At 70.7% G+C, this 21,082-nt stretch carries 21 protein-coding genes and 1 pseudogene; 6 read left to right on the top strand and 16 right to left on the bottom strand.

Annotation, left to right across the window (positions count from 1 at the left end):
- Positions 1 to 33: 33 nt before the first annotated feature.
- Entirely contained in the window at positions 34 to 1,845 is a 1,812-nt protein-coding gene (dnaA, locus tag OHU89_RS35400; protein ID WP_405649047.1) for a chromosomal replication initiator protein DnaA, read from the bottom strand.
- A gap of 144 nt (positions 1,846 to 1,989) precedes the next feature.
- Here dnaA and OHU89_RS35395 point away from each other — a divergent pair, with 144 nt between their 5' ends.
- Positions 1,990 to 2,214, top strand: coding sequence for a hypothetical protein (locus tag OHU89_RS35395; RefSeq protein ID WP_365397980.1), 225 nt, complete (start codon positions 1,990 to 1,992; stop codon positions 2,212 to 2,214).
- Here the strand turns inward: OHU89_RS35395 and OHU89_RS35390 are convergent, their stop codons facing one another.
- From OHU89_RS35390 to OHU89_RS35365, 6 genes are read right to left on the bottom strand one after another with little or no spacing between them, the layout of a single operon-like run.
- Positions 2,215 to 3,642 carry an NAD(P)/FAD-dependent oxidoreductase gene (locus tag OHU89_RS35390; protein ID WP_405649045.1) on the bottom strand — a complete coding sequence of 476 codons (1,428 nt, stop codon included), beginning with the start codon at positions 3,640 to 3,642 and terminating at the stop codon, positions 2,215 to 2,217. It abuts the gene before it with no gap.
- A 29-nt stretch (positions 3,643 to 3,671) separates the two neighbouring features.
- The gene (locus OHU89_RS35385; protein WP_266887412.1) at positions 3,672 to 4,472 is read right to left on the bottom strand and encodes an ABC transporter permease; all 801 of its coding nucleotides are present in this window, start codon (positions 4,470 to 4,472) and stop codon (positions 3,672 to 3,674) included.
- The gene (locus OHU89_RS35380) at positions 4,473 to 5,402 is read right to left on the bottom strand and encodes an ABC transporter permease (RefSeq protein WP_361490297.1); all 930 of its coding nucleotides are present in this window, start codon (positions 5,400 to 5,402) and stop codon (positions 4,473 to 4,475) included.
- Positions 5,402 to 6,565, bottom strand: a complete 1,164-nt coding sequence (locus tag OHU89_RS35375) for an ABC transporter ATP-binding protein (RefSeq protein WP_266887416.1) — start codon at positions 6,563 to 6,565, stop codon at positions 5,402 to 5,404. The genes OHU89_RS35380 and OHU89_RS35375 overlap by 1 nt, the downstream gene beginning before the upstream one ends.
- Complete coding sequence (locus OHU89_RS35370) at positions 6,562 to 7,809, bottom strand: spermidine/putrescine ABC transporter substrate-binding protein (RefSeq protein ID WP_405649042.1); 1,248 nt, start codon at positions 7,807 to 7,809, stop codon at positions 6,562 to 6,564. The genes OHU89_RS35375 and OHU89_RS35370 overlap by 4 nt, the downstream gene beginning before the upstream one ends.
- 54 nt (positions 7,810 to 7,863) lie before the next feature.
- Positions 7,864 to 9,399: a gamma-aminobutyraldehyde dehydrogenase gene (locus tag OHU89_RS35365; RefSeq protein WP_405649040.1), complete on the bottom strand. Its 1,536-nt coding sequence runs from the start codon at positions 9,397 to 9,399 to the stop codon at positions 7,864 to 7,866.
- Positions 9,400 to 9,607: 208 nt separating this feature from the next.
- On the opposite strand from OHU89_RS35365, the gene OHU89_RS35360 reads away from it, so the two are divergent.
- The gene (locus tag OHU89_RS35360; RefSeq protein ID WP_405649038.1) at positions 9,608 to 10,174 is read left to right on the top strand and encodes an NADAR family protein; all 567 of its coding nucleotides are present in this window, start codon (positions 9,608 to 9,610) and stop codon (positions 10,172 to 10,174) included.
- A gap of 216 nt (positions 10,175 to 10,390) precedes the next feature.
- Here OHU89_RS35360 and OHU89_RS35355 read toward each other — a convergent pair whose 3' ends face one another.
- A complete protein-coding gene (locus OHU89_RS35355) occupies positions 10,391 to 10,900 on the bottom strand; it encodes a DUF4190 domain-containing protein (protein ID WP_405649036.1) in 510 nt (169 codons plus the stop codon).
- Between the two features lie 1,209 nt (positions 10,901 to 12,109).
- On the opposite strand from OHU89_RS35355, the gene OHU89_RS35350 reads away from it, so the two are divergent.
- Together OHU89_RS35350 and OHU89_RS35345 are read left to right on the top strand one after the other, a co-directional pair.
- The gene (locus tag OHU89_RS35350) at positions 12,110 to 13,171 is read left to right on the top strand and encodes an adenosine deaminase (protein WP_405649034.1); all 1,062 of its coding nucleotides are present in this window, start codon (positions 12,110 to 12,112) and stop codon (positions 13,169 to 13,171) included.
- Positions 13,172 to 13,212: 41 nt separating this feature from the next.
- Entirely contained in the window at positions 13,213 to 13,899 is a 687-nt protein-coding gene (locus OHU89_RS35345) for a glycerophosphodiester phosphodiesterase (RefSeq protein WP_405649032.1), read from the top strand.
- Here OHU89_RS35345 and OHU89_RS35340 read toward each other — a convergent pair.
- A complete protein-coding gene (locus OHU89_RS35340) occupies positions 13,896 to 14,489 on the bottom strand; it encodes an NADPH-dependent F420 reductase (RefSeq protein ID WP_405649030.1) in 594 nt (197 codons plus the stop codon). The two genes, OHU89_RS35345 and OHU89_RS35340, sit on opposite strands and share 4 nt — an antisense overlap.
- Between OHU89_RS35340 and OHU89_RS35335 the strand changes: the two genes are divergently transcribed.
- On the top strand, positions 14,488 to 14,871 hold the full coding sequence (locus tag OHU89_RS35335) for a helix-turn-helix domain-containing protein (RefSeq protein ID WP_266887434.1): 384 nt from the start codon (positions 14,488 to 14,490) through the stop codon (positions 14,869 to 14,871). The genes OHU89_RS35340 and OHU89_RS35335 overlap by 2 nt on opposite strands.
- Here OHU89_RS35335 and OHU89_RS35330 read toward each other — a convergent pair.
- Positions 14,853 to 16,511: an RNA polymerase sigma factor gene (locus tag OHU89_RS35330; RefSeq protein ID WP_405649027.1), complete on the bottom strand. Its 1,659-nt coding sequence runs from the start codon at positions 16,509 to 16,511 to the stop codon at positions 14,853 to 14,855. The genes OHU89_RS35335 and OHU89_RS35330 overlap by 19 nt on opposite strands.
- A gap of 277 nt (positions 16,512 to 16,788) precedes the next feature.
- Between OHU89_RS35330 and OHU89_RS35325 the strand changes: the two are divergent.
- Positions 16,789 to 17,253: pseudogene (locus tag OHU89_RS35325) on the top strand (serine hydrolase domain-containing protein); the annotation flags it as partial.
- A gap of 10 nt (positions 17,254 to 17,263) precedes the next feature.
- On the opposite strand, the gene OHU89_RS35320 reads toward OHU89_RS35325, so the two are convergent.
- The 6 genes from OHU89_RS35320 to OHU89_RS35295 form a co-directional block, all read right to left on the bottom strand.
- Complete coding sequence (locus OHU89_RS35320) at positions 17,264 to 17,779, bottom strand: hypothetical protein (protein WP_405649024.1); 516 nt, start codon at positions 17,777 to 17,779, stop codon at positions 17,264 to 17,266.
- Between the two features lie 56 nt (positions 17,780 to 17,835).
- Positions 17,836 to 18,270 carry a hypothetical protein gene (locus OHU89_RS35315; protein ID WP_405649022.1) on the bottom strand — a complete coding sequence of 145 codons (435 nt, stop codon included), beginning with the start codon at positions 18,268 to 18,270 and terminating at the stop codon, positions 17,836 to 17,838.
- Positions 18,254 to 18,745 carry an RNA polymerase sigma factor gene (locus OHU89_RS35310; protein WP_046261921.1) on the bottom strand — a complete coding sequence of 164 codons (492 nt, stop codon included), beginning with the start codon at positions 18,743 to 18,745 and terminating at the stop codon, positions 18,254 to 18,256. The genes OHU89_RS35315 and OHU89_RS35310 overlap by 17 nt, the downstream gene beginning before the upstream one ends.
- Positions 18,742 to 19,353, bottom strand: coding sequence for a class F sortase (locus OHU89_RS35305; protein ID WP_405649019.1), 612 nt, complete (start codon positions 19,351 to 19,353; stop codon positions 18,742 to 18,744). Before OHU89_RS35305 ends, OHU89_RS35310 begins: the two co-directional genes overlap by 4 nt.
- The gene (locus tag OHU89_RS35300; RefSeq protein ID WP_405649016.1) at positions 19,350 to 19,706 is read right to left on the bottom strand and encodes a sortase-dependent protein; all 357 of its coding nucleotides are present in this window, start codon (positions 19,704 to 19,706) and stop codon (positions 19,350 to 19,352) included. The genes OHU89_RS35305 and OHU89_RS35300 overlap by 4 nt, the downstream gene beginning before the upstream one ends.
- 111 nt (positions 19,707 to 19,817) lie before the next feature.
- Complete coding sequence (locus tag OHU89_RS35295) at positions 19,818 to 21,008, bottom strand: spermidine/putrescine ABC transporter substrate-binding protein (RefSeq protein WP_405649014.1); 1,191 nt, start codon at positions 21,006 to 21,008, stop codon at positions 19,818 to 19,820.
- Between the last annotated feature and the right edge of the window lie 74 nt (positions 21,009 to 21,082).

Raw genomic sequence — 21,082 nt, 5'->3', positions numbered from 1 at the left:
GCGGGTTTCGCAACCCCGTTGGAGTGAACCGGATCACATGGGGGCGGGAAGGGCGGGCCGGTCGACGCTCAGGCCACCGGCGTCCTTGATACGCGCGGTGAGCTCCGTCATCTGGTTGTAGACGGAACGGCGCTGGGCCATCAGGTTGCGGATCTTGCGATCCGCGTGCTCGACCGTCCCCGGGTCACGCCCGCCGAAGACGGTGGCGATCCTCGGTGTCGACACGTCGGTGAGCTCACGACACAGGTACATGGCGATCTGGCGGGCCGTCACGATGGCACGGCCGCGGTTCCTTCCGCGCAGGTCGTCGGAGGTGACACCGAAGTAGTGGGCGGTCTCGTCGATGATCAGGTGCACGACGTCCTCCTCCCGCGTCGGCACGCGGTCCGGGACCAGGTCCTTGAGGACCTTCTCCGCCAACGGCACGTCCATCGGCTGCCGGTTCAGGGACGCGAAGGCACTCACGCGGATCAACGCGCCCTCGAGTTCACGGACGTTGCGCTGGATCTGCGAGGCGATGTACTCCAGGACCTCCGGCGCGGCGACGAGCCCGTCCCGGTCCGCCTTGTGTCGCAGCAGCGCGATCCGGGCCTCCTGGTCGGGGGGCTGGACATGGGTGATCAGCCCGGATTCCAGCCGGTTGCGCAACCGGTCCCCGAGCTCGGTGAGCTGCTTGGGCGGACGGTCCGAGGACAGCACGATCTGCTTGTTCGCGGCGTGCAGCGCGTCGAAGGTGTGGAGGAACTCCTCGCGCAACGGCTGCCGGTCCGCGAGGAACTGGATGTCGTCGAGCAGAAGGACGTCCACTCCCCGGTAGCGACGGCGGAATCGGTCGAGGCCGCGGTCGCGGCCGGCCCGGGCGAACTCGTCGCCGAACTGCTCCGCGGTCACGTAACACACGCGCTTGTCCGGGTGCAGACGACGCGTGCGCTGCCCGATCGCGTGCAGCAGATGCGTCTTGCCGATGGCCGAAGTGCCGTAGACGAACAGCGGGTTGTACAGCTTGGCGGGGGCCTCTGCCACGGCGGTGGCGGCCGAGTGCGCGAAGCGGTTGGCCTCGCCCGCGACGAAGGCCTCGAGACGGTACCGGGAGTCGAGCCCACTGCCGGTGGCAGGGTCGTCGTCCTGCGCCGGTGTGCCGGAACCGGAGGTGAGCGAGCCGTCGTCGGCCTCGCCGCTCTCCTCCTCCCACAGCTCCTCGGCCACGACCAGCTGCCGTTCCAGTTCCTCGCAGCGGCGCTCAGCCCGCGCCCGCCGGGTGTGCGCGTCCTGGAGTTGCTCGCCGAGCGCCTCCACCTCCCGCAGCAGGTTCTGCCGCTCCCTGAGCAGAGCGGTCACCTGGTCCTCGTACAGCTGGAGGGACTTGTCCTTCTCGGCGATCCGGTCGTCCTGGCGGCCGTGCAGCTGACGGAGCTGCAACTCCAGGTCGGCGGCGCGGTGTTGCGCGTTCGCCAACGCCCTCTCCAGGGCTCGCACCAGGTTGGTGGACTCCATGGACTGGCGGTCGGCGTCGGCGAGTTGGTCCTCGAGGAGCTGGACCCTGCCGTACGCGGAGCCGGTCTCGGCGAGGGCCTCGCGATGCAGGCGGCGCAGCAGCTCCATGGCTTCGGGGGTGGGCGGCTGCCCCTGCTGCTCGGTCACGTCGCTGATCAGGTCGTTGACGAACTCCCAGGGCGGTACCCGGCTGCCGTTGAGGAACCGGGACACCGAACCGGCGTCCCGGTGCCGCCGGGTGGCGTATCTGCGGACGCCGATGCCCAGTCCGCCGAACAGGCCGCGTAACGCCTCCGCGAGCGCTCGCCCCTCGTCCGGCAGATCGCCTCCCAGGGGCACGAGACTGCCCATGCCGATCCCCCTGATCTCCCTCGTACCGAGCGTTGCGACAACTGGCAACTGTGACGCGTGGCGCAACACTTCGCGTCCGGCGCAGCCTGTTGTCCCTCCCCCACGGGAGCAGCTTCGCACGAGATCAGATGAGAGAGGGCGGCAATGCACACCCCACGACGACGAACCGACCTGGTGGTCTTCCTCGCGGTCCTGGTGACCGGAGTCGTCCTTGTCCTGTCCGGGATCGAGCCGGAGGCGGTGTCCACCGTGGCGATCGGGCTGTCCACGCTGTACGCCGCGTGGCAGCGTCAGGACGCGTCGCCGGGACGGCGGGAGCCGGAGCCGCCGGCCCCGCCGGAGAGCGAGCGGGGCCGGACCTCCGAGTGATCAGCTGTCGAAGCCGAGTCCCAGCCTGTCCATCGTCTTCAGCCACAGATTGCGCCGCCCGCCGTGCGAGTCCGCCCGTGCCAGCGACCACTTGGTCAGCGCGATGCCGGTCCAGGCGAACGGCTCGGGCGGGAACGGCAGCGGCTTCTTGCGGACCATCTCCAGCGAGGTCCGCTCCGTGGTCTCGCCGTCCAGCAGGTCCAGCATCACGTCCGCGCCGAACCGGGTCGCGCCGACGCCGAGCCCCGTGTAGCCGGCCGCGTAGGCCACGTTCCCGTGGTGCGCGGTGCCGAAGAACGCCGAGAAACGCGAGCAGGTGTCGATCGCGCCGCCCCACGCGTGCGTGAAGCGGACGCCTTCGAGCTGCGGGAAGCAGGTGAAGAAGTGCTCGGCGAGCTTGGCGTACGTCTCCGGGCGGTCGTCGTACTCGGCGCGCACCCGGCCGCCGTAGTGGTGGACCGCGTCGTAGCCGCCCCACAGGATGCGGTTGTCGGCGCTGAGGCGGAAGTAGTGGAACTGGTTTGCGCTGTCCCCCAGGCCCTGGCGGTTCTTCCAGCCGATCGCCGCGAGCTGCTCGCCGCTCAGCGGCTCGGTCATCAGCGCGTAGTCGTAGACCGGGACGGTGTACGACCGGACCCGCTTGACCAGGTTCGGGAAGATGTTGGTGCCGAGCGCGACCTTGCGGGCACGGACCGAGCCGTAGGGGGTGCGTACGGCCATCCCGGCGCCGTACGGCTTCAGCGTCAGGGCCGGGGTGTGCTCGTGGACTCGGACGCCGAGTTGTACACAGGCCCGCTTCAGGCCCCAGGCGAGCTTCGCCGGGTTGAGCATGGCGACGCCCCGGCGGTCGTACAGGCCCGCCTGGAATGTCGGTGAGTCGACTTGTTCCCGTACGGCCTCGGCGTCCAGGAACTCCACGCCCTCGGCCAGGCCCGCGCGCTCCATCTCCTCGTACCAGTCGCGCAGTTCCCGCGCCTGGTACGTCTCGGTCGCGACGTCGATCTCGCCGGTGCGCTCGAAGTCGCAGTCGAGGGAGTAGCGGGCGACCGCCTTCTCGATCTCGTCGAGATTGCGGGCGCCCAGCTCCTCCAGCCGGTGGATCTCGTTCGGCCAGCGGGTCAGCCCATTGCCCAGACCGTGCGTGAGGGAGGCGGCGCAGAAGCCGCCGTTGCGGCCCGAGGCGGCCCAGCCCACCTCACGGCCCTCCAGCAGGACCACGTCCCGCTGCGGGTCGCGCTCCTTGGCGAGGAGCGCGGTCCACAGTCCGCTGTAGCCACCGCCGACGACCAGCAGATCGCAGGTCTCGGCGCCGGTGAGGGCGGGTACGGGGTGGGGCTTGCCGGGGTCGTCCAGCCAGTACGGGACCGGCTGGGCGTCGGAAAGGGATTTCGTCCGATCACTGCCACGGCTCATGGCGCTTGGGGCCATGATTTCAACTCCCTACAAGGGTTTTTCGGTTATGCCTTTTGCTTGTTACGGCGATTACTGATGACCATAGAGGTCAGGACGAGCAGTACGGCGACCAGGAACATGGCCGTACCGATCACATTGATCTGAACGGGTGTGCCGCGCTGTGCCGAACCCCAGACGAACATGGGGAAGGTGACGGTCGAGCCCGCGTTGAAATTGGTGATGATGAAATCGTCGAAGGAGAGCGCGAAGGCGAGCAGCGCGCCCGCCGCGATTCCGGGGGCGGCGATCGGCAGGGTGACCCTGATGAACGTCTGAAACGGGCCGGCGTAGAGGTCCTGGGCGGCCTGCTCCAACCGCGGGTCCATCGACATCACCCGCGCCTTGACGGCCGTGACGACGAAGCTGAGGCAGAACATGATGTGGGCGATGAGGATCGTCCAGAAGCCCAGCTGTGCGCCCATGTTGAGGAACAGGGTGAGCAGCGAGGCGGCCATGACGACCTCGGGCATCGCCATCGGCAGGAAGATCAGCGAGTTCACGGCGCCGCGGGCGCGGAAGCGGTAGCGGACCAGCGCGAAGGCGATCATCGTGCCGAGGACGGTGGCGCCGATCGTCGCCCAGAACGCGATCTGGAGACTGATCGACAGCGAGCCGCACATGTCGGCGACACCGCACGGGTCCTTCCAGGCATCCAGGGAGAACTGCTGCCATTCGTAGTTGAAGCGCCCCTTCGGATTGTTGAAGGAGAACACCGTCACGACGACGTTCGGCAGCAGGAGATATCCGAGCGTCAGCAGTCCCGCGATGACGACGAATTTGCGCTTGAGCCAGTTGACGAAGGCCATTTAAACCAGATCCTCCGTTCCGGACCTGCGGATGTAGACCGTGACCATGACGAGGATGGCGGCCATCAGGATGAAGGAGAGTGCCGCGGCCGTCGGGTAGTCCAGAATTCGCAGGAACTGGGACTGGATGACGTTTCCGACCATGCGGGTGTCCGTCGAGCCGAGCAGGTCCGCGTTGACGTAGTCACCGGCGGCCGGGATGAAGGTCAGCAGCGTGCCGGAGACGACACCCGGCATCGACAGCGGGAAGGTGACCTTCCGGAAGGTCGTGACCGGCTTGGCGTACAGGTCGCCCGCGGCCTCGTGGAGGCGGGTGTCGATGCGCTCCAGTGAGGTGTAGAGCGGCAGGATCATGAACGGCAGGAAGTTGTACGTCAGACCGCACACCACCGCCAGCGGCGTGGCCAGCACACGGTCGCCGGAGGTCCAGCCGAGCCAGCTGGTGACGTCCAGGACGTGCAGGGTGTTGAGGGCGCCGACGACCGGGCCGCCGTCCGCGAGGATCGTCTTCCAGGCGAGGGTGCGGATCAGGAAACTGGTGAAGAACGGCGCGATCACCAGGATCATGATCAGGTTCCGCCAGCGGCCCGCGCGGAACGCGATCAGGTAGGCCAGCGGGTAGCCGAGGATCAGGCACAGGATCGTCGCCGAGCCCGCGTACAGGATCGAGCGCAGGTACTGCGGCCAGTACTCGGCCAGCGCGTCCCAGTAGGTGGCGAAGTGCCAGGTGACCTTGTAGCCCTCCTCCAGGGAGCCCGTCTGCACGGACGTGGAGGCCTGGTAGACCATCGGCAGCGCGAAGAAGACCAGTAGCCACAGGATGCCGGGGAGCAGCAGCCAGTACGGCACGAGCCGGCCGCGCTTGCGCGGGGGCTTCTTCTCGGGCGCGGTCGGGGAGAGAGGCGGGGGCGCCTCGGTGAGGGTCGCCATCAGACCGCCGCCACTTCGTCGAGGCCGGCGTCGATGTCCTGGGCGGCGTCGAAACCGAAGGTGTGGGCCGGGCTCCAGTGCAGGACGACGTCGGCGCCGGGCACGAGCCGGGAGTCCCGCTCGATGTTCTGGACGTAGACCTCGAACTCGGGGCAGACCGCGCTGTCGATGACGTACTGCGTGGAGACACCGATGAAACTGCCGTTGGCGATCTTGCCGGTGATGCGGTTGCGGCCCTCGGGGATCTCGCCCGCGTCGTCGGCGTGGGTGAGGGAGATCTTCTCCGGGCGGACGCCGACCAGCACCTTGCCGCCGGTCTGGGTGGGCGCCGAACATCGCGACTCGGGCAGGACGAGCTTGCCGCCGCCGGCCTTCAGGACGATGTCGTCGCCGCTCTTGGAGTCGACCTCGGCCTCGATCAGGTTCGACGTGCCGAGGAAGTTGGCGACGAAGGTGGTGTTGGGGTTCTCGTACAGGTCGGTCGGTGAGCCGAGCTGCTCGACGCGGCCCGCGTTCATCACGGCGACCGTGTCGGCCATGGTCATGGCCTCCTCCTGGTCGTGCGTGACGTGGATGAAGGTGATGCCGACCTCGGTCTGGATGCGCTTGAGCTCCAGCTGCATCTGGCGGCGCAGCTTGAGGTCGAGGGCGCCGAGGGGCTCGTCGAGGAGGAGCACCTTGGGGGTGTTGATCAGCGCACGGGCCACGGCGACGCGCTGCTGCTGGCCACCGGAGAGCTGGTGCGGCTTCTTGCGGGCCTGCTCGCCGAGCTGGACGAGCTCCAGCATGTCCTCGACCTGCTTCTTCACCGACTTGATGCCACGCCGGCGCAGGCCGAAGGCGACGTTCTCGAAGATGTCGAGGTGCGGGAAGAGGGCGTAGGACTGGAAGACGGTGTTCACCGGCCGCTTGTACGGCGGCAGGTTGGTGACGTCCTGCTCGCCGAGCGAGACGGTGCCCGTGGTGGGCTCCTCCAGCCCCGCGATCATCCGCAGGGTGGTGGTCTTTCCGCAGCCGGAGGCGCCGAGCAGGGCGAAGAAGGAGCCCTGCGGCACGGTCAGGTCCAGCGGCTTTACGGCGGTGAAGCCGTTGTCGTACGTCTTGCTGATGCCCGAAAGGCGGACGTCGCCGGTGTTGTCTGTCTTGTTCGTCACGGTGGTCACGCCCCAGTCAGCTTCGCGAACTTCTCTTCGAACTCGGTTTCTTCCTTCGAGCTCAGCGAGCGGAAGGCGTGGGACTTCGCGGCCATGGCCTTGTCCGGGATGATCAGCGGGTTGTTCGCCGCATCCGGGTCGAGCTTCTCCAGCTCGGCCTTCACCCCGTCGACGGGCGTCACGTAGTTGATGTACGCGGCGAGCTCGGCGGCCGGCTTCGGCTCGTAGTAGTAGTCGATGAGCCGTTCGGCGTTCGTCTTGTGACGGGCCTTGTTGGGGATCAGGAAGTTGTCGGTCGACGTGATGTACCCGCTGTCCGGGATCAGGAAGTCGATGTCCGGGCTGTCCGTCTTCAGCTGGACGACGTCACCGGCCCAGGCGATACAGGCGGCGAAGTCGCCGCTGCTCAGGTCGGAGGTGTAGTCGTTGCCGGTGAAGCGGCGGATCTGGCCGTTGTCGACGGCCTTCTGGATGCGGGCCACGGCCGCGTCGTAGTCGTCGGCGGTGAAGTTCGCCGGGTCCTTGCCCATGTCGAGCAGGGTCATGCCGATGCTGTCGCGCATCTCCGACAGGAAGCCGACCTTGCCCTTGAGCTTGGGGTTGTCGAGCAGGTCGGAGAGGGACTTCACCTCGACGCCGTCGAGGGCCTTCTTGTTGTACGCGATGACGGTCGAGATGCCCTGCCACACGTACGAGTAGGCACGGCCGGGGTCCCAGTCGGGGTTGCGGAACTGCGCCGACAGGTTGGTGTACGCATGGGGCAGGTTCGACGGGTCCAGTTTCTGGACCCACCCGAGGCGGATCAGCCGGGCGGCGAGCCAGTCGGTGAGGACGATGATGTCGCGGCCGGTGTCCTGGCCGGCGGCGAGCTGCGGCTTGATCTTGCCGAAGAACTCGACGTTGTCGTTGATGTCCTCCGTGTACTTGACCGTGATGCCGGTCCGCTCCTTGAACTGGTCGAGCGTGGGGTGGTGCTTCTCGCTCTCGTCCACGTCGATGTACTCGGTCCAGTTGGAGAAGTTGACGACCTTCTCCTTCGCCGAGTGGTCCTCCGCGGACACTCCGCCCTTGGTGTTGCCTGCCGCGGGGATACCGCAGCCGGTCAGGGCCCCGAGGCCGCCGACCGCGAGCGCGCCGCCCGCGGAGGCGCGCAACAGGGACCGCCGGGTCATGGCGGCCCGGCCATTGCGGAAGCTGCGCCGCATGGCGGCCACTTGGGCCGGGCTCAGGCGGTCGGGCTCGTACTGCTCCATGCGCGTGGTGCCCTTTCGGGAGGATCGGCCGCGGGTCGGGCGGCCTGGATACGGCTATCGGTCCCCGAAGATCGTGCGGTGCCAGTCCTTCCTGACGACCGCCGTGTTGTCGAACATGACGTGCTTGATCTGGGTGTACTCCTCGAACGAGTACGAGGACATGTCCTTGCCGAAGCCGGACGCCTTGTACCCGCCATGGGGCATCTCGCTGATGATCGGGATGTGGTCGTTGACCCACACACAGCCCGCCTTGATCTCACGGGTGGCGCGGTTCGCCCGGTAGACGTCGCGGCTCCAGGCGGAGGCGGCGAGCCCGTACGGGGTGTCGTTGGCGAGCCGGATCCCCTCGTCGTCGCAGTCGAAGGGCAGGACCACGAGGACGGGTCCGAAGAGCTCGGACTGGACGATCTCGCTGTCCTGGGCGGCGTCCGCGACCAGGGTGGGGCGATAGTACGCGCCGTTCTTGAGATCTCCCTGAGGAGCCTCCCCGCCGGTCACCACGCGCGCGTAGCCACGCGCACGGTCGACGAAGGCGGCGACCCGGTCCCGCTGGACGTGCGAGATGAGCGGGCCGAGATCGGTACCGGGGGCGAAGGGGTCGCCGAGCCGGACCTGAGCCATGAGCTCGGCCGTCCGCTCCACGAACGCCTCGTAGAGCGGACGTTGCACGTACGCGCGCGTGGCGGCCGTGCAGTCCTGGCCGGTGTTGATGAGCGAGCCCGCGACGGCGCCGTTGACGGCGGCGTCCAGGTCGGCGTCGTCGAAGACCACGAAGGGCGCCTTGCCGCCGAGCTCCAGGTGGATGCGCTTGACGGTGGCGGTGGCGATCTCGGCGACCCGCTTGCCGACGGCGGTGGACCCGGTGAAGGAGGTCATGGCGACATCGGGATGCCCGACGAGATGCTCGCCCGCTTCCTTCCCGGTCCCGCTGACGATGTTGATGACACCGTCGGGGATCCCGGCGTCGGTGGCGGCCTGCGCGAAGAGCAGCGAGGTCAGGGGGGTGAGCTCGGCGGGCTTGAGCACGATCGTGTTGCCCGCGGCGATCGCCGGGAGGACCTTCCAGGCGGCCATCTGGAGCGGGTAGTTCCAGGGCGCGATGGAGCCGACGACACCGATGGGCTCACGGCGGACGTACGAGGTGTGGTCGCCGGAGTACTCACCGGCCGACTGCCCCTGCAGATGCCGGGCCGCGCCCGCGAAGAACGCGGTGTTGTCGATGGTCCCCGGCACGTCGAACTCACGCGTCAGCTTCAGCGGCTTGCCGCACTGGAGGGACTCGGCGCGGGCGAAGTCCTCGGCGCGGTCGGCGAGCACGGCGGCGAAGCGGTGCAGCGCGTCCGAGCGCTCGCCGGGCGTCGTGGCGGCCCAGGCCGGGAAGGCCTCGCGCGCGGCGGCGACGGCCGCGTCCACGTCGGCGGTGCTCGCCAGCTCGTAGGTGTAGACCTCCTCGCCGGTCGCGGGGTCGACGACCGCGTGCGTCCGTCCTGAGGTGCCCTTCGTGAGGCGGCCCGCGATGTACTGCGCACCGTCCGCGAAGCGCTCCTGCGCGGGGAATCGGTCCGGGGTGGCGTTGCCCGGGTTGTGCATGTCGCTCTCCTCCGCCGCCGGCCCACGTTCCCGCAGGCGGGGCGTAGCTCCAGCTCGATTTGAGTGCCGATCCTGACAGAGCAAGTGGCGTCCGACAAGGGATTCCGTTGTTGCCTTTTAGTTACGCGACGAAATCTGTCGACCAGGTGTCGAGCCGGCATGGGAAAGCCAGGACGGAGTGTCAGTGGTGCCTGCCAGACTCGCATGCATGATGAAGATCGATTCTCGGGACACCCTGGTCAGGGCGGTCCGGACGGGGGCGAGGGTCAAGTACCTCCACTTCTGGGGACACCGCCCGCTGCCGGGCGGCCGGATCGGGGCGAGCTGTCTGAGCCAGTGGTGGCCGTCACCGTTCGTGGTGGATGGAGTCACTTATGCGACCGCCGAGCACTGGATGATGGCGGCCAAGGCGCGGCTGTTCGACGACACGGAGGCGGAACGGCGGGTGCTGGCCGCGGGACATCCTTCGGTGGCGAAGAAGGAAGGGCGCCTGGTCCGGGGCTTCGACGAGACGACCTGGGAGCGCGAGCGCTTCGGGATCGTCGTCGAGGGCAGCGTGCACAAGTTCGGCGCGGACGCCGAGATGCGCTCGTTCCTCCTGGGCACCGGAGAGCGGGTGCTGGTGGAGGCGAGTCCGGTGGACCGGGTGTGGGGGATCGGGCTCGCGGCCACGGACGAGGGGGCGCTGGATCCGGAGCGGTGGCGGGGGCCGAATCTGCTGGGGTTCGCGTTGATGGAGGCGCGGGACCGGCTGCGGGAGGCCGACGGCGCTTAGGCGGACCGGGTTGGGCATCTGCGGCCGGTGATATCGGCGGGGGGATCGGGCTCGCGGCGGTGGCGGGGGGGGCGCTGGACCCGGCACGGTGGCGGGGACCGAATCTGCTGGGCTTCGCGTTGATTGAGGCCGCGGGCAATCTACGGGCCGGTCGCGCCCACGCTGCGGAGCCGTATGCCGGCACGACCCCCGTGGCCCTTCAGGTCGCGCTTCTGGCTACGTCACGACCAGCAGTACGACCATGCCGATGCCCAGTGCGATGCCCGCAGCTCCGCAGATGATCCCGGCCAGGGCCTGACCGGGGTTGGTGGCCACACCCCTGCGGGCCTTGCCTCGGCCGATCGCGCCGAAGATCACGCCGAGGATGCCGAGGACGATCGCCAGCGGCCAGAGGCAGAACACGAGGGCCGAGAGAATGCCGAGCACGAGTCCGGCGGTGCCCATGCCGTTGCTGGGCAGGGGCTGCATGCCGGGCCAGCCGTAGTAGCCCTGCGTTGCGGCGCCCGGGTAGCCGTATCCGCCGCCCGGATAGCCGTAGGGCACCTGGCCGGGGCCGTCGGGGGCGATGGGTGGCGGGGGGATATGACTGTCCTGCGCGTAGTGGGTGGGACCGGCCGGGGCTGCGAAGGGGTTGACCGGAGGCCCGGGGTGCGGCGGGACGAAGGGGTTCGCCGAGCCGACCCCCGGCCCGCCCGGCGAAACGAAGGGCTCGGCGGAACCGCTCACCAACGTCTCCGACGGGCCGAACGGGTCGGTCGCGCTGCTTGCCGGACCGGACGGCGGGGCGAACGGGTTGGCCGGGCCACCGGCGGGTGCTCCCGGCGAAGCCGAAGCGTCGGCGGAACCACTCGCCGGACCCGGCGGCGGGCCGAACGGGGTGGCCGGGCCACCCGCCGGCCCTCCCGGTGGCGCGGACGCGTTGGTCCCACCGCTCGCCGGACCTGACGGCGGGGCGAAGGGAGTGGCAGGGCTACCTGCCGGTGCACCCGGCGAAGCCGCGGGGCCGGCCGAATCGGATGTCGGAGCGAACGGGTTGGCCGGGGCGCTCACCGGTGGTCCCGGCAGTGCGAAGGGGTTCGCCGGACCGCCGGCCGGTGTTGCCGGGCCAGGTGGCGCGAACGGGCTCGCCCACGGCTGCGACGGCGGCGCACCCTGCTGCCCCGGAGCCGAAGCCTCAGCGCCCGGCGTCGACGTGGTCGGCCGCCGGTCGTGGACGGACGGGGGTGGCCAGGACAGCGGGTCGTTCGAGGCGAGGGTGGTGCCCGGGCCGACGGAATCCCCGGGTGCGCTCGGCGGCCCGGCAGACGCATCACTGGTGCCGCCCTGGCCGACCGGCGAGGAGGACGCCTCGTGGGACGGCGTAGCAGAGGAGTCGCCGGCCGACGCGGAGGACGGAGTCTCGACGACAGGCGCCGCGTCCTCGTACGCGCCCGGCCCGGACCATGAGTCACCGACCGCCGCGCGGGACCCAGCAGCCCTGTCCCCTTGCGACGTCGTCGGCGCGAACAGCACGTCCTCCGCCGAAACCGTCTGCCCAGTCACCCCGTCACCCGCGGGCGGCGCCCAAGCCCCCCGCTCACCACGGCCCTCCGCGCCCCGCTCCCCCGACACGTGCGCGCTGCCCGTCCCCACCCCGGAAGACATCGCCTTGTCCAACCCCACCCGGGGAGCCGCCAGCCCATCCCGCTCCCCCTCGGAAGCGACCGCCTCACCCCGCTGCCCCCCGGAAGCCGACGGAGTCGACCCGTGCGCCTCGCCTGCCGGCTGCCGCGCCTCGTCGGACATGCTCGGGACCCCCTCTGTCGTATGCCCGTCATGCTACGACCAGCGTCCCTCCCCCCGCCCGGTCGGCCTACGATGATCCCCGAGTCATCGATCAGCCGATCACCCGCGCCCGCCGCACGCCGGCCGAGGGCGCCGTTCCGGGGAGGAACCTTGACCGAGCACCTCATCGACCCCAGCGTCCCGCGCGACCTGCACGCCTTCATCGGCTCGCTGCCCAAGGCCGAACTGCACGTCCACCACGTAGGATCCGCCTCCCCCCGGATCGTCTCCGAACTGGCCGCCCGCCACGCCGACTCCAAGGTCCCCACCGACCCCGAGGCCCTGGCCGACTACTTCACCTTCACGGACTTCGCCCACTTCGTCGACGTGTACCTGTCCGTCGTCGACCTGATCCGCACACCGGAGGACGTACGTCTGCTGACGTACGAGGTGGCCCGCGACCTGGCCCGGCAGCAGGTGCGCTACGCCGAGCTGACCATCACCCCGTTCTCCTCGACCCGCCGCGGTATCGACGAGCGCGCCTTCATGGACGCGATAGAGGACGCCCGCAAGGCGGCGGAGGCCGAGTTCGGGACCGTGCTGCGCTGGTGCTTCGACATCCCCGGCGAGGCGGGCCTGGAGGCCGCCGAGGAGACCGTGCGGCTCGCCACCGACGACCGCCTGCGCCCCGAGGGCCTCGTCTCCTTCGGGCTCGGCGGGCCCGAGATCGGCGTACCGCGGCCGCAGTTCAAGCCGTACTTCGACCGCGCGATCGCGGCCGGCCTGCACTCGGTGCCGCACGCCGGTGAGACGACCGGCCCGGAGACGGTCTGGGACGCGCTGACCCACCTGCGCGCCGAGCGCATCGGACACGGCACCAGCTCCGCGCAGGACGAGAAGCTGCTCGCGCATCTCGCCGAGGAGCGGATCGCCCTGGAGGTGTGCCCGACCTCCAACATCGCCACGCGCGCGGTGCGCCACCTCGACGAGCACCCGATCAAGGAGTTCGTGAAGGCCGGCGTCCTCGTCACCATCAACTCCGACGACCCGCCCATGTTCGGCACCGACCTGAACAACGAGTACGCCGTCGCCGCCCGCCTCCTCGACCTCGACGAGCGCGGCCTGGCCGACCTCGCCAAGAACGCGGTCGAGGCGTCCTTCCTGGACGAGCCCGGCAAGGCCCGTGTCAAGGACGAGATCGACGCGTACACCACGGCGTGGCTCGCGCCCTGACCCCACCGCGAACCGGGACCGGCCACCAGCACAATGGGCGCATGCAGAAGCTGACCGCAGTGGCCCATCGCGGCGACCCCTACCGCGTCCGTGAGAACACGCTCGACTCCCTGCGTGCCGCGCTCGAACTGGGCGCGGACGCCGTCGAGATCGACGTACGCCTCACCCGGGACGGCGTCCCCGTGCTGCTGCACGACCACACGCTGAAGCGGCTGTGGGAGCACGACCGGCCGCTCAGGTCCCTGTCGTCGGACGAGGTCCGCGGCCTCACGGACGGCAGGGTGCCGACGCTGGCCGAGGCGCTGGCGGTGGCCGAAGGGGCCCGGCTGATGCTCGACCTGCCGGGCACACCGGACGTGAAGGCGGTCCGCCGGGTCGTCGACGTCGTACGGGAGGGCGGGGCCGAGGACCGCGTGTACTACTGCGCGGGCGCCCCCGCCATGCTCGCCGTGCGCGCCGCCGACCCGGCCGCCGAGATCGCCCTGACCTGGACGTCGCTGGCCCCGCCGCGCCCCGCGCTGCTGGCGGCGGTCCGCCCGCGCTGGCTGAACTACCGCTTCGGGCTGGTCGACAAGGCCCTCGCCGAACGCGTCCACCGCGACGGCTACCTCGTCTCCGTCTGGACCCCCGACACGGTCCGCTCGATGCGCCGTCTCATCGCGGCGGGCGTCGACTCGATCACCACGAACCGCGTCGACGCCCTCTGCGCCCTGCGCGACGAGGACTAGGCCCACTGGAGTGGGGGCGCGATGGCCTGCGCGTCCGCCCCCTCCCCCACCCACAGCCCGATCAGCAGCGCCGCCGTCGCCTCCACCAGCCCGGCCCGTTCCAGCCCCCCGGCGTTCAGCGGCTCACAACCGAGGTCGCGCACGAGTCGTCGTACGACATCCAGGGCCTCCTCGTCGTCCCCGCACAGCGGCACGGCCAGTGGGCGGCCGTCGAAGACCGGCGGGGTCAGGCGCCAGACGTCCTCGTGGCAGAGGTTGAAGGCCTTGACCACCCGTGAGGCCGGGGCGGCTGCCGCGATCCGTTCGGCGGCCGCCGGGCCGCCCGCCGTGAGCAGCCGGAAGCCGGGATGGCCCACCGGGTTGGTGCAGTCGATCAACACCCGTCCGCGCAGCACCTCTTCGAGCCCCGCGACCACCTCCACCGCCGCCTCGTAGGGCACCGCGAGCAGCACCGCGTCCGTCCCGAACGCGGCCGCTTCCCGCACCCCTCCCTGTGACCGGCTCCCGGCCACCACCTCGTGTCCCGCGCGTCGCCACTGCGTGCCCAGCGCGTCCGCCATTGCGCCCGTACCGAGAATCCCTATTCGCATGGGCAGGACTGTAGGGAGCCGCTCGGGCACCATTCGGTACGTGACGTACCTCGCCGACTGCCGCGCCCGCCTCGCCTTCGACCTCCTCTCCAACACCTGGAACGCCGTGGTGCTCTGGGCGCTGCGGGACGGTCCCGTGCGTCACGGGGAGCTGAAGGACCGCATCGGCGGCATCAGCCAGAAGGTGCTCACCGAGACGCTGCGGCGGCTGGAGTTCAACGGGCTGGTCCACCGCCGCGTGTCCGAGGGAACCCGTGTCGCGTACGAACTCACCGGCCTGGGAAGGACTTTGCTCGCCCCGATCGACGCCTTCGGCGCCTGGGCCTTCGAGCACGGTGACGAGGTGATGGAGGCGCAGGACCGCTACACGCGGGAGCGCTGAGACACCGTCGCCGGATCGGCGGGGCTCTCGCGGGTGACGTACTGCGGTACCGGCGCCGTGTCCTTGCCGTTGTCGCGGACCAGGCCGTAGCGGACCGCGCCCTGTGGGGGGCCGTAGTTGACGTCCCTGTCCGCCGCCTCCCAGCTGGAGGGGAAGACGGTCAGGCCGTAGGAGGCGCCGCGTTCGTTCACGGTCAGGTCGACGCTGCCGTCGAGGTAGAAGTACTCGTTCTGCCACATCTGCTGGGTGCCGTTCGGCAGCACCGTGTATCCGGTGTCCGGGCCGCCCATGCCGGTGGTGTCGGGGCCGGTGGCGTCGTCCATGCGGCGGCCGCCACCCGAAGCGACATGGAAGAGCCTGCCCTTGAGACCGGTCCAGGTGGGCATGGTCAGGCCGCCCGGCCGGTCCTGCGGGGCGATCTGCCAGCGCACCAGCACGTATCCCTGCCCGCTCAGCGTCACTGTCTCGCCGCGGTGCTGCATGACGGCCTTGGCGCCCGAGGTGCTGGTGATGCCGGACTCGGGGCGGTGCGGCAGGGCGGCGGGCCGGGCGTCGGGGTCGGGGGCCCGGTCGACGGCGTCGACGACCGTGCCGTAGAGGTCGACCTTCTTCGGTGTGGGGGACGGTGACGGTGACAGTGACGGCGTCGCCGACGGGGAGATCGTCACCGGTGGGCGGGCCGTGCTCGCCGCCGTGGGGCCGGTGACGACGCGCGGCGGCGGGCTGTCCGAGGGCTGTGTGACGACGTACGCGCCGCCCGCCACGATCGTCGCTCCCGCCGTCACCGCGACGAAGGGCTGGGTGAGCGCGGCCATCGCCTTGGCGGACCAGCCGACGGAGGTGGCCGCGGCGGTGGCGGCGGCCGCCGTCTTGCCGCCGAAGGCGAGGGAGAGGGTGAAGCCGACGGGGAGCGGGACGAGGGCGATACCGACGAGAAGGCGTTCCGCCGGTACGACGGCCTCGCGGGTGTCCCCGCAGTAGCCGCAGCCCCGGATGTGCCGGGCCAGCCGCTTGCGCCAGACGGAGTCGGGCCGCCCGTTCCAGCGGCCGGTCAGTTCGCGCAGGTCCGGGCAGGCGCCGTCGAGGGCCCGCACGATGCCGCGCGCGGTCTCCACGCGCTCCTTGAGCCGCTGGACGCGCACCGCGGCGTGCTGTCTGTTGATACCGGCGGCCGCCGCCAGCTCGCGCCGGGTCAGCTCGCCCGCGACCTCCAGCCACCACAGCGACAGCAGCTGCCGGTCCTCGTCGTCGAGCCAGCGCACCGCCTCCGCGACCTCGCGCCGCTGACCCTCCAGCTGGAGCCTGAGGACGGTGAGTTCGGCGAAGTCGGCGGCGTCGCTCGCGGTGGCCTCCTCCAGCGGGGCGGGGGCCGTGCGGCGCCGGGCCCGGTCCCGTATCTGGCGCATGGCGATGGCCACCAGCCAGGACCGGAAGCTGTCCGGGTCGCGCAGCGAACCGAGGTTGTCGACGGCCCGCAGCATGGTCTCCTGGACGACGTCGTCGACGTCGGCGTGGCCGTTCAGGGCGCGGCCGACGATGTTGTAGACGAGCGGCAGCCAGCCCGCGACCAGGTCGTCCAGCGCCTGCCGGTCACCGGCCTGCGCGGCCGCGATGGTGTCGCGCCATTGCCGCGTGTCCACGTCGTTCCGTCCCTCGGTTCGGTTCTGCACGCACCCTCTCAGGCAGCCCCGGGGTCCTGGCTATGCCGGAGATCACAGCGTGGAGACGGAGTGAAGGCTTCCGGGATAACAGTTTTTCGCGCGCCGGGGGCCGCCCTTAGGGGCGAGCCCGCACAACCCCCTTACGGAGCAAGGAAGGCTCAGGGTTCCGCCAGGGTGCGGTGCCCTCCTCGCCGACGGTCCCGGCGGGCGCGTACCGGCCGACGATGATCACCACACCGATCGCTTGGAGTACCGGATGCGCACCCGTACGTCTGTCGTCACCCTCTCCCTGGCTCTCGCCCTCGCCGCCGGGCCCCTCGCGGCCCCCGCCTTCGCCGCGGCGCCCGCCGCCGCCGAGTGCACCTCGGACGCGCCGGACGCCAAGGCCCTGAGCGCCGCGCTCGCCGGGCTCCCGAACGCGGACGCGACCGCCGCACTGGTCCGGGTCGGCGGGTGCGGCGGCAGCTGGCGGGGCAGCGCGGGCGTGCACGACATGGCCAGTGGCCGGGCGGCGGACCCGGACGGCCGGTTCCGGGCCGGGTCGACGACGAAGGTGGTGACGGCGGCGGCCGTGCTGCGCCTGGCGGCCGAGGGACGGATCGACCTGGACAAGCCGGTCCAGCACTACCTGCCCGGCCTGCCCGGCAAGCAGTTCCGGCCGGTCACCGTACGGCAGCTGCTCGACCACACCAGTGGCATCCCGGCCGGCGACGGCCTCGGCATGGCCGCGGTCAAGTAGCGGGCACGGCCCAGGCGTTGCCCGGGGTGAGCGCCTCCAGCCGCTTGATCTTCCTGCGGACGGCGTACAGGGGGATCACCCCGAACACCCCGAACGACATGTCGATCACGCTCCACCAGAACGGGATCCCCCGGATCGGCCCGCAGATCAGCGCGAGCGGGATGATCCCGGCGCAGGCGATCATCCCGAACTCGACGACCCAGATGTTGCGGACGGGGTCGCGGTACGCGCCGTAGAAGGCGACCGCGATGACGAGGTGCGCGAAGGCCAGCCAGTCGGTGCCGTAGAGGAGGAAGGGGTAGTCGGTGTCGGCGGTGTCGAGGCCCTGGCGGACCCGCACGATCCAGTCCATCAGGGGGTCGGGGGTGGGCAGGTGCCGCAACAGGTCCTCGGTCCAGCGCAGTTCGTGGACGAGGGGGAAGGCCGTGGCGCCGCTGAGCACGAGGCACACGACGAACAGGACCAACCAGGCGCGAATGCCCTTGAGCAGGGCGGCTCTGTCGCTCATGGCAGGAGCGTACGCCTGGAATTGAACATGTTCAAAATATCTTTCGACGGCCGCTTCTACGGCTGCTCCGTGGGCGTCGGCTCCGCAGTGGCGGTGGGCGCCGTGGACGGCAAGGCCGAGGGGATGCCGGGGCTGACGGGTACCGACGTCGCCGGCGAAGACGGCACGGCCGACGGCTGTCCGTCCGAAGGGGGCGGGGTCGAGGGCGGCGCGGTCGGGGAACTGCTCGCGGGTGGCGGTGCGAGCGGGACCGCCGGGGACGCGGGGGCCTCGGACGTCGACAGCCTGAGCGGCAGCAGGACGGCGGCGGCGAGACCGCAGACCACGGCGGTTCCGGCCGCCGCGCGGAGCAGCTTGCGCCGGGTCGCGCCGCGGCGGATCGCCTCGTAGCGGCCGGGGGGCGGGCCGAGGTGGTCGGCGGGGGGCCGCAGGAGGATGGTGAGCGGGTCGTCCGGGTCGAGGTCCGGGTCGTCGTCAGGGCGCGTGATCAAGGCTTCTCCTCAGGTGGGCGCGGAGCAGTTCGCGGGCCGCGTGGAGGTCGGCCTTGACGGTTCCTTCCTTGCGTCCGGTCAGCACGGACACCTCTCGGATCGGCATGTCAGCGTAGTAGTGGAGCAGGATCGGGACGCGCAGTCGCTCGGGGAGGGACTGGACGAGCAGTCGTACGGCGGGGTCGGCCTGCTCGTTGTACGGGCTGACCGCGGCCTCGTTGCCGGCCCGGCGCACGGCCCTGCGCTCGCGCTCCAGCTTGCGCCAGTGATCACGGACGAGGTTCGCCGCGGTGACGTAGAGGAACCCGCGCGGTTCCTCCACGGCCGTCCAGCGTGCCCACAGCCGGGTGAAGGCCTCCGAGGCGATCTCGTGGGCCGTCTCGTCGTCGTCGACGAGCCGGCGGCACCAGCCGGCGAGGCGTGGGTAGAGGGCGGCGAACAGCTCGGACGCCGCCCTCTCTCGGGACCGTTTCAACGTTCTCCTGCAGAGATGGACGCGGCGAAGACGATCACGTTGTCGCGGTACCCGGCACCGGTCCGGGGTCCGCCGCATGTGATGAGACGCAGCTCGGGCCGGTCGACGTTCCCGTACACGGCCCCGGCCGGGAAGTCGGCCTTGTCGACCGTACGGACCTCGGTGACGGCGAAGGCCGCCGTGCCGCCGTTCTCCAGGCGCGCCTCGATGCGGTCACCCCGGCGCAGTTCCCCCAGCCGCCGGAAGACCCCGTCCCCGTACGAGCCGACCGTGACATGGCCGAGGAGCACCGACGGACCGGTCTGCCCCGGCGTCGGCGAGTGCTCGTACCAGCCCGCCTGGTCGTGCGCGGTGACGGGAGGCACCTCCATCGTGCCGTCCGGGGCCAGCCCCAGCCGCATGACGGGGGTCTCGACCCCGATCTCCGGTATCCGCAGCCGCACCGGGACCGAACGGCCCTGCGGAGTGGCCGACTTGGCGGACGACGGCGTACTGGAGGCGCGACCCTCTGTCGTGGTCCTCCCGCTCGTGGCCCCCTGACCGCCGCACCCCGCGAGCAGCGTGGTCAGCGCCGCCGCGGTGAAGGCGCGCCTGGAGAGCGGGCTCACGCGCCGGTCGCCCGCCGACGTCGTACGAGGAGGACGGCCCCGCCGCCCAGGACGACGGCCGAGGCGGCGCCCCCGCCGACGAGCGCACCCGTGCCGCCGGACCCGGACGAGGCCACGCCGGTGTCGGGCGCCCCGCTGGGCACGACGGAGACCTGGTCCGAGGCCGGGGCCTCGGTCGGAGCGGCAGTCGGTTCGGCGCTGGGAGCGGTGGACTCGCTCGGCGCCGCGCTCGGAGCGGTCGTGGCGCTGGGGACGGGGCTCGGGGTCGCGGTCTCGTCGGCGAACGCGGGCACCGCGCCCGCCAGTACGGCGGCGCACGCGAGGGCCAGGGCACTGAGGCCGGTTCGGCGCATCAATCGCTCTCTTTCGTCGGTCCGCCCGCGGGGTGCGGGACGGATCGAGCGGAGAGACGAGGCAGCGACCGAGGAGGTTGTAAAGAGATGGCAAAGCCGTGGAGGGGCGGCCTACAACCCCACGATGGCGTTCCACCGCTTCGCGAACCCCACCCGCTCCTGCGCCGTGATGTCCCTTGCGATCACGAGCCGTTCACGCATCTCGTCGTCGGGGAAGATCAGCGGGTTCCCGGCGAGTTCCGCGGTGTCCTTGTCGTCGGACGCGGCGAGGATCTCCCGGGCCGCCGGGACCGGGCAGACGTAGTTGACCCACGCGGCGAGCTCGGCGGCGACCTCGGGCTCGTAGTAGTAGTCGATGAGCCGCTCGGCATTCGCCTTGTGCAGGGCGCGGTCGGGGATCATCAGGGAGTCCGACCACAGCTCGGCGCCCTCCTCGGGGACCACGAAGCGGATATCGGGGTTGTCGGCCTGCAGCTGGATGACGTCGCCGGAGTACGCCTGGCAGGCCAGGACGTCGCCGGTGACGAGGTCCTTGGTGTAGTCGTTGCCGGTGAAGCGGCGGATTTGGCCGCCGCGGACGTGCTGCTCGACCTGGTCGCAGACCTTGTCGAAGTCGGCCGCCTTCCACTTCCTGATGTCGACGCCGTTGCCCTGCATGAGCAGCGCGAACGCCTCGTCGAGCCCGGAGAGCAGGGTCACCCGGCCCTTGAGGTCGCTCGCCCAGAGATCCTTGACGCTCCGTATCTCGCGGCCCAGCCTGCGGTGGTCGTACGCGATGCCGGTGATGCCCGACTGCCACGGCACCGTGAACGTGCGGCCCGGGTCGAAGGCGGGCGACCTCAGCAGCGGGTCCAGGTACTTCGTGACGTTGGGCTGGTTCGCCCGGTCCATCTCCTGGACCCAGCCGAGCCGGACGAACCGGGCGCACATCCAGTCGCTGATGACGATCAGATCGCGGTCGGTCTGCTGGTGGTTCATCAGCGCGGGGCTGATCTTGCCGAAGAACTCGTCGTTGTCGTTGATCTCCTCGACGTAGTCGACGGTGATCCCCGTCTTCTTCCCGAAGGCGTCCAGCGTCGGCCGCTTCGTCGAGTCGTCGTCGTCCGTGTCGATGTAGAGCGGCCAGTTCGCCCACGTCAGCCGCCTGTCGGTGGCGGACCGGTCGGGGACGGCACGGTCATCGGCGGACACGTACGCGGCGGGCACCCCGCACCCGGCGAGGGCGCCCAGCGCCGCGCCACCGCCGAGCGCGCGCAGCAGGGAGCGGCGGGTGAGCCGGGGCTTCTGCGGTGGGAGGGCCATTCCGGCAGCATGCCGCGCGCACCTGTGGCCGGACAATCGACGCTGCGTCGAGCCGTGGAACAGGTGGCGGACAC

Origin of the sequence: Streptomyces sp. NBC_00019 (assembly GCF_045041015.1) — a bacterium.
Taxonomy (GTDB): domain Bacteria; phylum Actinomycetota; class Actinomycetes; order Streptomycetales; family Streptomycetaceae; genus Streptomyces.
The sequence above is the reverse complement of the archived record's forward strand: the minus strand, read 5'-3'. Positions and strand labels throughout refer to the sequence as shown.